The organism is Parabacteroides sp. CH2-D42-20 (genome assembly GCF_003670185.1).
Taxonomy (GTDB): domain Bacteria; phylum Bacteroidota; class Bacteroidia; order Bacteroidales; family Tannerellaceae; genus Parabacteroides; species Parabacteroides distasonis.
The window spans coordinates 95306-109852 of sequence record NZ_RAYG01000007.1; the positions used below are offsets into that span (position 1 = coordinate 95306).

Sequence of the window (14547 nt, forward strand, 5' to 3'; positions counted from 1 at the left end):
CAGCTTTATAAACTCGCGATAACAAACATCTTTGCTCATTCGGAAATAATCATGTATTTTTGTCTGTTCATTTAAGAAAGGATGATGTATTGATGAAAGTTTGTATCGCCGAAAAGCCGAGTGTGGCCCGGGAAATCGCGGAAGTATTAGGGGCAACCCAACGAATGAATGGGTATATCGAAGGAAACGGATATCAGGTAACTTGGACATTCGGGCATTTGTGTACCCTGAAAGAACCGCATGAATACGCGGAGAACTGGAAACGCTGGAGTCTGGGGTCGCTACCTATGATCCCTCCCCGGTTCGGTATCAAACTAATCGAGAATCCTACGTATGAGCAACAATTCAAGGTAATCGAGAGCCTGATGCAAAATGCCGAGATGGTCATTAACTGCGGTGATGCCGGCCAAGAGGGAGAGCTGATCCAACGCTGGGTCATGCAAAAGGCAGGTTGTAAATGCCCGGTCTACCGCCTTTGGATCTCCTCGCTTACGGAGGAGGCGATCCGGGAAGGTTTCCAAAAACTCAAAGAACAGACGGAATTCAATAAGTTATATGAGGCTGGGCTATCCCGTGCCATCGGCGACTGGTTGCTGGGGATGAACGCCACCCGCCTTTATACCTTGCGCTACGGGCAGAACCGGCAGGTATTATCGATCGGCCGTGTGCAAACCCCGACGCTCGCCTTGATCGTAAACCGGCAAGCCGAGATCGACAATTTCAAGCCGGAACCCTATTGGGAATTAAAGACCATTTACAGGAATACGACTTTCTCCGCCACGAAAGGTAAGTTCACGAAGAAAGAGGAAGGCGAGGCTTTTCTGGAGAAGGTAAAGGAACAGGATTTTACTGTAACCAGTATCACCGAGAAGAAAGGGAAGGAATTCGCCCCCCGCCTATTCGACTTGACCTCGTTGCAGGTGGAATGTAATAAGAAATTCGCGTTTACGGCGGACGATACGCTAAAGTTGATCCAATCGCTCTACGAGAAGAAGGTGACAACCTACCCACGTGTAGACACGACTTTCCTTAGTGATGATATCTATCCGAAAGTTCCCAATACCTTGAAAGGGTTGGTGGATTATACGGAGCTTACCGCTCCTTTGATGAATCAGAAATTGCCGAAGAGCAAGAAAGTGTTTGATAACTCGAAGGTTACCGATCACCATGCGATCATCCCTACCGGAGTCCCCGCCCGCAATCTTACGGATACGGAACGGAAGGTGTACGATTTGGTAGCCCGTCGTTTTATCGCCGCCTTTTATCCGGATTGCGAGATATCGACCACTACGGTCTTGGGTCAAGTGGATAAGGTAGAATTCAAGGTGACTGGAAAGCAAATCCTCAAACCGGGTTGGCGTGTCGTATTCGGAGCCGAGCAGAAAGATCCGGAGGCTGAACCTACCGAGGAAGAAGGCGTATTGCCCGATTTCGTGAAAGGAGAAAGCGGCCCGCATAAACCGATCTTGAAAGAGACTTGGACCCAGCCTCCGAAACCCTATACGGAAGCAACTTTATTGCGGGCGATGGAAACCGCCGGTAAATTAGTGGATAATGACGAGCTGCGGGATGCCTTAAAGGAAAACGGCATCGGCCGTCCTTCTACCCGTGCGGCGATCATCGAGACTTTATTTAAGCGTAATTATATACGAAAGGAACGTAAGAATCTTTATCCCACCGCTACCGGCGCGGAATTGATCGGCACGATCCATGAGGAACTGCTGAAAAGCGCAGAGTTGACGGGGCTTTGGGAAAAGAAACTACGCCAGATTGAACGAGGGACTTATGAGGCCCGTACTTTTCTGGATGAGTTGAAGCAGATGGTAAACGAGGTCGTCATAAACGTCCTTTCCGACCAAACCCGGCGAACGATTACGATTGAGGATACGTCTAAAGCAGCTAAAGAAACTCCCAAAGACGAACCCAAGGAGAAAAAGGAAAAGAAACCTCGTAAGCCTCGTGCCAAGAAAGAGAAAGAGAAAGAGAAAGCAGAGGCTACTCCTGAATTGGAGCTTCCATCAACGGATAAGCCCGTTTGCCCCATCTGTCACAAAGGCTCTATCCTCCGGGGCAAAACCGCTTATGGTTGCTCCGAATACAAGAATGGATGTACGTTCCGCTTGGATTACGCTACGTATGGAAATAATTTAACGGATGAGGAGTTAGGTACGGTTATCAGTAAATTAAAGTCTATTTAAAATATGAGAACAGAATGGTTTCCTCTGGTAAACGAGGAAGGTGAGACGATCGGAAAGGCTACTCGCAAGGAATGTCATAGTGGAAGTAAGTTGCTACATCCCGTAATCCATTTACATATCTTTAATAAGGATGGAGATCTATATCTCCAAAAACGTTCCATGAACAAGGATATACAACCGGGTAAATGGGACACGGCCGTAGGTGGGCATATTGATTATGGAGAAAGCGTGGAAGAGGCCCTGCGCCGTGAGGTTCGTGAGGAATTGGGTATTACTGATTTTACGCCTGTCTTCATCAAACGTTATATATTCGAGTCTTCCATTGAGAAGGAATTGGTAAACACCTTCCGGACCACTTACGATGGCCCCATCACCCCCGATCCCGAGGAACTGGACGGAGGACGTTTCTGGCCGATCGAGGAGATCAAAGAGAATCTGGGGAAAGGCATATTCACGCCTAATTTCGAGAAAGAATTCACCGCTATTTTCTCATAATCAGCCCAGAAGCCGAGGTTAACCAGCAAACTTTGTCTTTCAGCTAAAAATAAAAATATTTCACCACTATTGGCGTAAGCCGTAAGCACTAGTGCTTAGGGGCTACGCAAGTAGTCCTTCCAGCCAATGCCAGTAGTCGTAACAAAGATAAAGCCGTACATGAGGATTAAGACAAGATATACTGCAAGTGCCATAGGATATATACTTCAAGCGACATAGGATACATACTCCATCGACCAAGTAAGTACTACTGCTCTTTACAACATTACACGAACTGAGAATTATCCAAAAGAAAAGGGTTCAGTCAAATCAACAGAGTATAAATAGCTTACCTCAGCTGAAGACTGAACCCAATATTTTAAAACGCCCCGAAAGGGTGTTATTTACACATCTCGTTGATGATCTGTATTAATTGACCGCCTAATTCCTCGGCTTCCTCCATCGTATGGGCCTCAGAGTAGATACGGATGATCGGTTCCGTATTGCTTTTACGCAAATGAACCCATTTATCCGGGAAATCGATCTTCACTCCGTCGATATCCGTAATATCATATTGAGAGAACTTCTCTTTTACTTTCGCTAAGATAGCGTCCACGTCGATCTCCGGCGTTAACTGGACTTTTTGCTTGGAGATAAAATACGGAGGATAGGAAGCCTTCAACTCGCTCGTCTTCATCTTCTTCTTTGCCAGATGAGTCAGGAACAAGGCGATACCTACCAAAGCATCGCGTCCGTAATGGCTGGCCGGATAGATCACTCCACCGTTGCCCTCACCACCGATCACGGCATTCGTAGCCTTCATCTTGGTAACCACATTTACCTCGCCTACAGCGGCGGCATTATATTCGCAGCCATGAGCACGGGTAACGTCACGAAGCGCACGGCTGGAACTCAGGTTACTTACCGTATTACCCGGAGTATGGCTTAATACGTAATCACTGACAGCGACCAAGGTGTATTCCTCGTTGAACATCTCGCCATTCTCGCAGATAATCGCCAAACGGTCTACGTCCGGATCTACTACGAAACCGACATCCGCTTTCGCATGTCCCATCAAATCGGAGATCTCTGTCAAGTTTTCCGGAATGGGTTCCGGATTATGAGAGAAGTTTCCATGAGGAGCGCAATGCAGCTTGAAGATTTCCTTCACGCCCAACGCATATAATAAATCAGGGATCACGATACCACCTACGGAGTTCACGCAATCGATAGCTACACGGAAATTAGCGGCCTTAATAGCCTCCACGTCCACGAGATCCAGATTCAAGACGCTCTCAATATGTTTTTGCTTATAAGTCGCATTCGGGATTACCTTGCCCAAATGATCCACGTCGGCGAACTCGAAGTCCTCGGCGGCAGCTATGCGTAATACCTCAGCCCCCTCAGCGGCATTCAAGAACTCACCTTTCTCATTCAAAAGCTTCAAGGCATTCCATTGCTTCGGGTTATGACTGGCGGTAAGGATAATACCTCCGCAAGCCCCTTCCATAGCTACGGCTAACTCGGTTGTCGGGGTCGTGGCCAGATCGATATCCACCACATCGAATCCCATGCCGGTAAGCGTTCCCAGGACGACTTGTTTTACCATCAGACCGGAGATACGTGCGTCACGCCCTACAACGATCTTATTGGTCTCCACTTTTGTGTTTTTTCGGATGAATGTAGCATAAGCGGCTACAAACTTAACAATAGCTAACGGATTCAATCCGTCTTCCGGGCTACCGCCTATTGTACCGCGAATACCGGAAATAGATTTAATTAGTGTCATAAGTTTTCTTCAAATATATATTCTAGAATTTCGTAATATACAGGTTGACCGTTTGATTGATCATTATAGGCTCCTCTTTTGAAAGGCACTATCATTTTCACTTTAGCCCGATCTCCAACATACTTCAAAGGCTCTTGCATTCCCTCACTTACATAATAATAAGAGGGATCATAAGGTGAATTCTTCGAATAATCCCCATATGTAAAAGCGATAGGAGAAGTTCCATTACTATGCGGGCCATAGTTCTCAATAGCGACAATAGTAGAATCCATGAAGTAACTCATCTTACAACGGTACAACATTTTCGTCTTATATTGCACCGCTCTCTGATCGCTTCCCTTATCAATAATATTCAAATAGACACCATTATCCAAGAGCACAAACTGATTTTCCTTAAATACGCTATCAGCAGGAAAATCATCTAAGATCTCAAGGCCCTTATCATCGATAAAACGCTCGATTGCCTTTTTCTCATCTTTCAACATATCCGTGTACGACTTTGTCTTGCTACAAGAGATAGCAACTAATGCGGCACACAGAATCAACAGGATATTAAAACCTTTCTTCATTTGTTAGTCTTTAATTGAATGAATCGCAAATGTAAATAATCTTCGTCAAACCTTACGCATGTTTGCCTAAATCTTCTGATTTATTAGGATTAAATTCCTGTAAACCTTTCTCAAACACGGCTACGGCCTCAGATAAAGAGCCATAGAACTCACCTCCGGACGCATTTTTATGTCCACCTCCGTTGAAATAAGTAGAAGCAAACTGATTGCAAGGAAAATCGCCCACGGAGCGAAGCGATACCTTTATGTAATCGCTGTCCTCACGAATAAAGACACTAAAGCTTACGTTCTCTATGCTTAACGGCAAGTTCACGAAACCTTCCGTATCTCCAGTCTGGTACTGAAAACGATCCAGTTCCTCTTTCGATAATGTGATAAGAGCCGCCTGTTGTTCCGGATAGACCCTCATCTTCTCATACAACACATATCCCATCATACGTAAACGGCACTCGGAATAGACCTGATTCACCTTACGATAGATCAAATCCTTATCAATCCCCTTCTTGATCAATTCGCTGACGATCGTATAAATCTCCGGTTTATTCGAATTATAGGTGAACGATCCCGTATCCGTCATCATACCCGTATAGATACAAGCGGCGGCATCCCGATTCAATAAATCGAACATCCCCATACGACAAATAAAACGGAAGATCATCTCACTGGTAGAAGACATCTCCGGATACGACATCGTCACACGACAAAAATCCGCGGGGTTCAAATGATGATCAATCATCACCTTGCGGCCTTCTGAGGCGATCACCGCCGGAGCCAGTTTCTCGATACGTTTGGGTTCATTGAAATCGAGGCAGAAAATAACATCCGCTTCCTTGATCAATTTCTCGGCGAAATCCGGATATTTCTCATGTATCACGACATCCTTAGCGCCCGGCATCCATCTATAAAAAGAGGGAAATGCGTTCGGTACCACTACCGCTACATTATCCTTACCGTAAGTGGATAGGAAATGATATAAACCAAGGGATGAACCTAATGCGTCGCCGTCTGGTGAGACATGCGTCACGATAACAAAACTCTCGCCTTTCTCTACATATTTTTTGGCTTTCTGAATCTTCTCTTCTTGAATGATTTTAGTGATCATATAATCTTTTTGTTTTCACCCCAAAGGTACGACTTTTTTAGTTTCCGGCTATCAAAAAAAGTTCAATAAGGATCTTTACTGATATTATTAACAAAAGGGTTAAGGCGGCCAACAAAACTTTTGGTTCCCGTATCTTCATATATATCAAGCATAAAACAAGAAAACCATAACCTCCTAGCATCTCAAAGAAGCTAAAACGCCCCGTAATCGTCGCATAAGGCAGGGCGCTAAACACGTCCACTACCCTTACCATGCCATGAACCAGCCCTTCTACGATCTTCTGTATCCAGTCATATCCACAGAAATCCACCGGATAGCCTAACCACAAAAAGGCAAAAGGAATCAAAAACATAGCCAAGAGAGTGACCGGTAGATTCGTAAACAAGAAAACTGTCGAAAATTGTCCAAAATAATAAAAACAGAGCAAAGCAGTCCCTATCTGCGCAGCTATAGACACCGTAATCCATTCCCAAGGCATGGCCAACAAAGGATTTCTCACCACTATCCATTCCTTGAAACGAGGCACTAGGAATAAAATAAAAAACACGGCCAAATAGCTTAACTGAAAACCGACATCAAACAGATAATACGGATTATAGGCCAGCATACAGAAAGCGGCAGCGGCCAATGTATTATATCCATCCGTAACACGCCTAAGCGCCCTTCCTGTTAAATATAAAGATAGCATCAAGGCGGCCCGTACCGCCGAGGGCGCTAATCCTGTGATAAAGACAAACCCCCAAAGACTTCCCACCAGAATGATATAACGAACCCAACGTCCTATCCCCCATTTTGGCATAAACGAGCAAAAGAAAGATAAGAATCCACAAATCACGGCAACATGAAAACCGCTCACCGCTAATATATGAGACACGCCCGCCAAAGAGAAGCGCCTTTTCGTTTCCCGACTCATCGCTTTCTTATATCCCAATGTCAATGTAGCCAAAATAGATTTCTCCTCATCAGACAAACGCAAACGATCAAATGTATTTACCAAAGAATATTGAGCCTTGGTAGCCAATAAATCTAAAGAAGAAGCAGGCTCATTTACAAGCGCTATACGCCGGTCACTATACCAACAGACCTCAACCGCCAAACATACAATCAAAACAGAGATCACAGCTCCCCATATCCAACGGGAATCGTATCGCAACTCCGCATGCCCTCGCCCCCACGAGAACCCCAGAAAAAGAAAAACCAGAGCAGATAAAACCCCTAAAACATATAAGAGCAAAGAGGTAGGTAAAAACGCATAGCATAAAATTCCGGTTATCCATAAAAAAAGCGGCCGTACAAAAGGCCGCTTTTGTATTTCCTCAATCATGATAGTTAGGTTTTGTGATATATTAATGTGTTCTACAAAGCTTTCAAGTCTTTAATTGTTTGTATCGGATCTGGAGATTTGAATACGAAGTTACCGGCGACTAATACATCGGCACCTGCGTCAACCAAACGCTTTCCCGTCTCTAAATTCACCCCGCCATCTACCTCGATCATAGTACTCAATCCCTTCCGGTCTATCATTTCTCGTAAACGGGCCACCTTATCTACGGAATGCTCAATGAAACGTTGACCACCAAATCCCGGATTCACGGACATCAATAAAACCATGTCCACATCTTGGATAATATCTTCTAATAAGCAGATGGGCGTATGCGGATTCAAGGTAACACCCGCTTTCATGCCCGTTTCCTTAATAGCCGCTACCGTCCGATGCAAATGGGTACATGCCTCATAATGCACGTTCATCATATAGGCTCCCGTAGCCGCGACCTCAGGGATAAACTTCTGGGGCTCCACGATCATCAAGTGCACATCCATCGGCTTCTGGCATATAGGCTTTAATGCGTTAAGTACCGGGAAACCAAACGAGATATTCGGCACGAATACCCCATCCATAATATCCAGATGCAACCAATCGGCGTCACTTTTATTTATCATCTCCACCTCCTTCCGCAAATCCAGAAAATTAGCGGAAAGCAGGGAAGGTGCTATCAAATGCTTCATAATCTTGTCTTTTGTTTTTACAAAAGTACACAAAAAAAGAAAGAGAACCTAATAATATAGATTCTCTTTCCGTAATTCTTAGTTCAACACATACCCGCAGAGCTCCGGACGTACAGCCGGTTCCGCTTGATAAGCCCTCGCAAACTGTTTCAAGAAATCCATCGTTTGCTTCCGAGGCGAACTTTTCGCCTCCGGGGCACTTTTCACTTTTTTCTCCAAATCATCCATGCATTGCGTAGAAAGCTTCCTCATAGGCACCTTTATTTTTATCTTGTTTGCTAATAAAACGTAGGGACCTAAGACTTATTGCATGGAAAGAAAATTATTTTACACCATAGATAGCTCGATACGGTTCTCATCGGCCATACGGCGCATATTCAAGATAGCGTAACGCATACGCCCTAAGGCCGTATTGATGCTAACCCCCGTGATATCGGCGATTTCCTTAAAACTAAGATCTTGATAGTAACGCATCTCCAACACCTCACGCTGGTTATCCGGCAAATGCTTTACCAATTTCTTCACGTCAGACAATACTTGATGGCGCACGATATTATCCTCTATCGTACCATCGCAAAGCTTGATGTTATTAAATAAGTCGATTTCTACCTCATCATTCGAGATCGTGTTCTCGCTACGTTCCTGACGGAAATTATCTATAATCAAGTTATGGGCAATACGAGTAATCCATGCCTTAAACTTGCCGTTCTCGGTATAGCGACCTTGTTTTATAGTCATGATAACCTTCACGAAGGTCTCTTGAAAGATATCCTCCGTAAGCTCTTTGTTACGTACTATGAAATAAATGTAAGAATGAATGCTACTTTTGTATCGATTTAATAAAATATCGAAAGCGGCATTATTACCTTCTGCATAAAGGACAACCAATTCCTCGTCGGTCATCATTTTTAAAGTCTTCATTACTTTCACATTTTTAGTTTATTCGAGTAATGTTTATGCTATAGGCGATGGGGTTTAACTGTTATACAATGTTATTTATGAAAGCAAAAGAACGAAAAATATTTTAAACCAACAAACATTTTATTTCAAATTATAAAAAGAATGTCCCCTGCCCGCACCTTTAACGTACGAACAGGGGACTTTACTGATCTAAAATATATGTATATTAGAACTTGTATCCCAATGTCAAAGCTACACGAGTCGTGTTTGTTTTCATCGTGGCGGGTTGGGCTTCGAGGAATGGCTTCGGATCATCTCCCGCAAACATATTAGAGAACGCATAAACATCTTCCTTATGCGTACGGAATACACAAGCCAAGTCCGTATAGAAGTTCGGGGTGAAGCGATAGCCGATACCTACCGTATAATTCATGACCCCTTTATCGATCGTATAATTAGGAATCGTACCAACCGTAAAGACCTCTTTCTCTCCATTCTTCAGTTTATCCTTGATCGGACTATCGCTGTAGGCGACACCTGCTCTTACGGCAAATTGAGGAGTAACCTTTACCTCCGCACCTACACGGATCGTATTCATTGACTTGAAATTATCCGTTATATCTTGGTTAGTATACACGTTGCTGCTACCATCCGTTTGATACATACGCATATTCTTATAATTCATCAACTCGTAATCAACGCTTATCAAAGCGGTCGTACCCAAGATTGCGGCGGCACTAAAAATCCATTTATCCGGAGAACGGAATTCATAGTCATAATAAGCATTATTAGGAGTAGCCGCATCCAGTTTACGCTCCTTCATCTCCCCTTTATCCATAAAGGTCAGATAAGAACCGGCCTCTCCATAATAACGATCTGTCATCTTATACCACGTAGGTGAATTATAAGCTACACCTAAACGAAGAAAATCAGTAGGACGAACGATAGCACCCACATTAAATGAATACCCGGTACCATCCGTATCCAAGTAATTATCTAAGTATAAATTATTGCCGTTCGTAAATTCCTCATCATACGATGACTGATATCTATAGTTCAGATCCGTAATCGCAACCGTAGCGCCAAGCATCACAAGTTCCGATATATTTATACCGAAAGCCAAGTCATATTGATCCACGGAACCTCGCTCTGAAACTTTTAATTGACCTCCTTGCAATAAATACGGACTCCATTGCCCATCCGCATCTTTATCCCCGAACGCACTATAATACTCTTTATCATTATCGTTATATGAATCCATATAACCGGCATTGTATCCTAGAATAGATAGCCAATCACCTAAGTCTTGGTTATTATAAGGGTTATAGTCTTTACCCTCCCCCAACAGTCCGCTAGGCATTCCTGCCGCACGCATGGCCACATAATCAGAAAGAGAAGTATTCAAATCACCTCCTGTAGCCATCGTATAGTTCCGGTTATAATTCTTCAAGCGATTATAAGAGAAACCAACGTTCCAGCTCACGATACCCTCATCATTCGCTGTCGGGAAATATCCTACGTAAGCGATATTATCGAAACTCACCTTCGTACGGCTGTTGTCCACCTTCGAACCAAGCCAATCGGTCTTCGCGGAGGCCGAAGACAAACTCAATGTCGTAACCACCTCCGAGCTTTTATAAATCGCCAAGCCTGCCGGGTTCGTATTCATAGCGGAAATATCACCACCTAACGCACCAAAAGCACCACCCATTCCTAAATAACGAGCCGTACCATTCAACTCCGTCTGGGAATACTTAAAGGCATCCAACTGTGACTGCGAAAAAGCGGTGCCGCCACACAGGGCAAGCACCGACATTATAATTCCTATCCTTTTCATCGTATCTCTAATTTTATCAACCTAACACTTTTACCTGCGACCACCACCGGCACGGCCACCTCCGCCACCAACAGAGCCTCCACTAGAACGACCTCCACCGAAGCTACCGGAAGAAGAACCTACCGAACTACTACGAGAAGGAGAGGAACTTCTAAATTGACTGGAAGAAGAGCGACTATTTGAGAAATCGCTACTGCTTCTGGAAGAAGAACGTGTTACCGGAGCTGAATATTGACGTCCGGAAGAAGATGCGGCTCCAGAACTACTTCTGGAAATCCTTGTTCTCGCCGAGCCATTTATGCCCGAGCTACTTCTTGTCGTTGCCGAATTTCTAACAGAAGAAGAGGAACGACGTCCCGCACCAGAGGAAATAGCAGATTCCCTACGGGTAGATCCCGCACGTCCATTGCTCAAGGAACTTGAAGACGAAGGTCTTGTAGTCGATCCGGAATTTCTCAAGGAAGAAGAGCCACTGCTCCGCCCACCTGTATAACCGGAACCTCTGCCACTCGCATAAGAGCGATTATCTCGATAAGAGGAACGTCCGTTTGAATAATGTCTACTTGGAGTCGAGTAGTAACCGGGATAGTAATGATGGTGATGTCCCCAATGGCCACCCCAATAGCCTCCACCCCAGCCCCAAGACGGGCCATACCATGGATCGTACCACGGACTATAATAGCCGGCATAAAAGCCTCCCCAGCCCCAGCCGAATCCCCAAGACGGGCCGTAGAAGCGAGATGAATAAGTCCACCAAGGGCTATAACTATAGAACCAAGGATCGTACCAACCTGTATACCAAGGCGAGCCCCAACCGTTGCCGACATTGATATTAAAATTCACGTTCGCGCTACCGTTCGAATAATCCGTATCATAGCCGTAACCATAATATCCGTCACTCAGATACAAATCGACTTGATCCGCTCCGGCGATCGTAATCTTACTCGGCGAATGATAACGAATGATACGTTCCGTATATTCAGTATCCGAACGACGCTCGGAAGAAGACTCATTCTCATCGCTATCCTCATAGATAACGGAATCATCCTCACGATAAGGCTCCTCCACCTCGACTGATGTATAACGACGGTTATATTCATCCACATCCCGGCTGTCTGAAGAAGCTTGGCTCTTGGCTGTAGCGACCAGGGTCCTAGACTCCTGTTTCGGCTGAACAACCTTTTTCTCTTCAACCTGTTCTTTCTTTTTCTTGTTTTTGGAAGAGAAATACACATCATCAAAGAACTCCTCCTGAGCCGCGGCACTAAACGCGATCAGAAGCATCATCACTAAAGATGTTAATTTCATGGGTTTCATATTTGTTTCTCCTCTACATTAAATAAATATTTTTCTCTTTTCATGTTTGACACCCTTTTATGCAAAGGGTTTAAACGCTTTTTAGTTTTATAACAATAAACTCAATGCAATGTATGTACAAATATAATCGGTTCACGTTAATGTCCCAAGATTTACATATACTTTAACTTATAAAACTCACACATTTATTGTTATCTATAAAAGAAGATGCAAAGTTGGCGTAAACGCTGCAATCTCCGCAAATTCTTATTATTTTTGTTTCAAATTATAACGAAAAAATTACGCATATGGTATTAGCCTCGACAATAGATTTCACATTGCCCTTAGCGGACCCGGTATTAAAATTTCTCTTGATTCTTTTAATTATCCTGGCCGCTCCCCTTTTATTAAACAAGCTGAGAATCCCTCACCTGCTTGGACTGATCATTGCCGGCGCAATTATCGGACCGCACGGCTTTAATCTCGTATTACGGGATAGCAGCATTATCTTGTCCGGGACGGCGGGCTTGCTTTATATCATGTTTCTCGCCGGATTGGAAATCGATATGGCGGATTTTAAGAGAAATAGTACGAAAAGCCTAGCTTTCGGCATGTACACATTCCTCATTCCGATGATCCTAGGAACGGTTGTCGGGATATGGGTCCTGCGATTCAACGTATTGACCTCCGTTTTACTCGCCAGTATGTTCGCCTCCCATACATTGATCGCCTATCCGATTATCAGTAAACTGGGTATCAGCAAAAACAAAGCCGTCAGTATCACCGTAGGAGGAACGATGATCACTGATACCTTGGCATTGCTCGTCCTAACGATCATTGTCGGCATGGCCACCGGACAGGTCAACGATATGTTTTGGATTCGTCTGGGGGTTTCCATCTTGATATTCGCGTTAATCGTATTATTCGGTTTCCCTTTCATTGGGCGTTGGTTCTTTAAGCATGTACACGATAATATATCACAGTATATATTCGTGCTGGTGATGGTATTTCTGGGATCTTTCCTAGCTCAGGTAGCGGGTATGGAGGCGATCATCGGGGCGTTCTTATCCGGACTAGCCTTAAATCGCCTTATCCCGCAAAGCTCACCCTTGATGAATCGTGTCGAGTTCGTAGGAAATGCCATATTCATCCCATTCTTCTTGTTGGGCGTAGGTATGTTAATAGATTATCGTACGTTCTTTACCAGTTTCGAGACCATTAAAGTAGGGCTTATCATGATTATCGTAGCTACGGCCGCCAAATACATAGCCGCTTGGATGACCCAAAAGACTTTCCATCTGTCCACGGATCAGCGAAGCGTTATTTTCGGCCTAAGTAACGCACAAGCCGCCGCTACATTGGCCGCCGTGATGGTCGGATATAACGTAATCACCGGAACAGACGCTAATGGGGAACCAATCCGGTTATTAAATGAGAGCGTGTTGAACGGTACGATCCTGATGATACTTGTCACTTGCACCATCGCCTCTTTCGCCGCCCAAAAAGGCGCTCATAACATAGCGGCCCAAGATATATCCGACAAGGAGGAAAACAAAAAAGAATCAGAGCATATCTTGATACCGGTCAGCAATGAAGAGACCGTGGAAGAGCTGGTCAACCTCAGCTTGGCGATCAAATCTCCCCAAAACAAGAACGGCTTGTTTGCCCTAAAAGTGATAGATAACCATCATTCAGACGAGAAAGCGTTAAAACAATCCCGCAGGGTTCTACAGACCGCAGTCAATACGGCTGCCGCCACGGATACCCGGATGAAGGATTTATTAAGATATGACTTAAGCGTATCGAATGCTATCGCCAGCGTGGTAAAAGAGCGGGAGATCACAGATCTGGTAGTGGGATTGCACAAGGAAAAAGATATACCGGCGGCCTTCCTTGGCCATATCGTGGAAAGCGTATTGGCGGAAAGTAGTGTAAGTACATTCATATACAAGCCCGCACAACCCATCTCTACCGTTAGACGGCATCTGATCATCATCCCGGAATTGGCCGAAAAAGAAATCGGTTTCAACCAAATCATCTTCCGGCTACGAAACGTGACCCAGAACACAGGTGCAGCGACAGTCTTTTACGGTTCGGAAGCGACCTTGAATGCCTTAAAGAAATTATTAGCCAAGAAAAGCGGAGAAGCCAGTTATATCGAATTCAACGACTGGGATGACTTCCTGATCGTTTTCCGGGATATAAAACCGGACGACACGATGTGGATTATCCTTAGCCGCAAGGAAGGACTTTCCTACGCTCCCGCCATGGCCCGTATCCCCAAGTACCTCAACAAATACTTTCAGGCAAACAGTTTCGTCTTGGCATATCCCGTGCAAGCTGGCATGAACGAGGGCACTCGCTATCTGACTTAA

Annotated in this window: 12 protein-coding genes; 3 read left to right on the forward strand and 9 right to left on the reverse strand. The window is 44.6% G+C overall.

The features are described from left to right. Window positions 1-92 precede the first annotated feature (92 nt). Window positions 93-2198, forward strand: coding sequence for a DNA topoisomerase 3 (locus D7V92_RS06105; RefSeq protein WP_036610710.1), 2106 nt, complete (start codon window positions 93-95; stop codon window positions 2196-2198). A 3-nt stretch (window positions 2199-2201) separates the two neighbouring features. Further along, window positions 2202-2693 carry an NUDIX domain-containing protein gene (locus D7V92_RS06110; protein WP_036610530.1) on the forward strand — a complete coding sequence of 164 codons (492 nt, stop codon included), beginning with the start codon at window positions 2202-2204 and terminating at the stop codon, window positions 2691-2693. 379 nt (window positions 2694-3072) lie between these two features. Here the strand turns inward: D7V92_RS06110 and glmM are convergent, their stop codons facing one another. The 9 genes from glmM to D7V92_RS06150 form a co-directional block, all read right to left on the reverse strand. Then, complete coding sequence (gene glmM / locus D7V92_RS06115; RefSeq protein WP_121772507.1) at window positions 3073-4461, reverse strand: phosphoglucosamine mutase; 1389 nt, start codon at window positions 4459-4461, stop codon at window positions 3073-3075. After that, on the reverse strand, window positions 4458-5030 hold the full coding sequence (locus tag D7V92_RS06120) for a DUF4827 family protein (protein ID WP_005858151.1): 573 nt from the start codon (window positions 5028-5030) through the stop codon (window positions 4458-4460). The genes glmM and D7V92_RS06120 overlap by 4 nt, the downstream gene beginning before the upstream one ends. A gap of 52 nt (window positions 5031-5082) precedes the next feature. Beyond that, a complete protein-coding gene (locus D7V92_RS06125) occupies window positions 5083-6132 on the reverse strand; it encodes a bifunctional oligoribonuclease/PAP phosphatase NrnA (protein WP_057329132.1) in 1050 nt (349 codons plus the stop codon). Window positions 6133-6169: 37 nt separating this feature from the next. Beyond that, on the reverse strand, window positions 6170-7456 hold the full coding sequence (locus D7V92_RS06130) for a ComEC/Rec2 family competence protein (RefSeq protein WP_121772508.1): 1287 nt from the start codon (window positions 7454-7456) through the stop codon (window positions 6170-6172). A 32-nt stretch (window positions 7457-7488) separates the two neighbouring features. Continuing rightward, complete coding sequence (gene rpe / locus D7V92_RS06135) at window positions 7489-8139, reverse strand: ribulose-phosphate 3-epimerase (RefSeq protein WP_008774230.1); 651 nt, start codon at window positions 8137-8139, stop codon at window positions 7489-7491. Between the two features lie 78 nt (window positions 8140-8217). Further along, window positions 8218-8391 carry a hypothetical protein gene (locus D7V92_RS22200; RefSeq protein ID WP_005858156.1) on the reverse strand — a complete coding sequence of 58 codons (174 nt, stop codon included), beginning with the start codon at window positions 8389-8391 and terminating at the stop codon, window positions 8218-8220. Window positions 8392-8466: 75 nt separating this feature from the next. After that, the gene (locus D7V92_RS06140) at window positions 8467-9060 is read right to left on the reverse strand and encodes an RNA polymerase sigma factor (RefSeq protein WP_008774229.1); all 594 of its coding nucleotides are present in this window, start codon (window positions 9058-9060) and stop codon (window positions 8467-8469) included. 205 nt (window positions 9061-9265) lie between these two features. Continuing rightward, complete coding sequence (locus D7V92_RS06145; protein WP_005866281.1) at window positions 9266-10876, reverse strand: OmpP1/FadL family transporter; 1611 nt, start codon at window positions 10874-10876, stop codon at window positions 9266-9268. A gap of 30 nt (window positions 10877-10906) precedes the next feature. Continuing rightward, window positions 10907-12193, reverse strand: coding sequence for a hypothetical protein (locus D7V92_RS06150; RefSeq protein ID WP_121772509.1), 1287 nt, complete (start codon window positions 12191-12193; stop codon window positions 10907-10909). A gap of 287 nt (window positions 12194-12480) precedes the next feature. On the opposite strand from D7V92_RS06150, the gene D7V92_RS06155 reads away from it, so the two are divergent. After that, window positions 12481-14547 (forward strand): cation:proton antiporter, encoded by a 2067-nt coding sequence (locus D7V92_RS06155; protein WP_005858160.1) that lies wholly within the window; start codon window positions 12481-12483, stop codon window positions 14545-14547.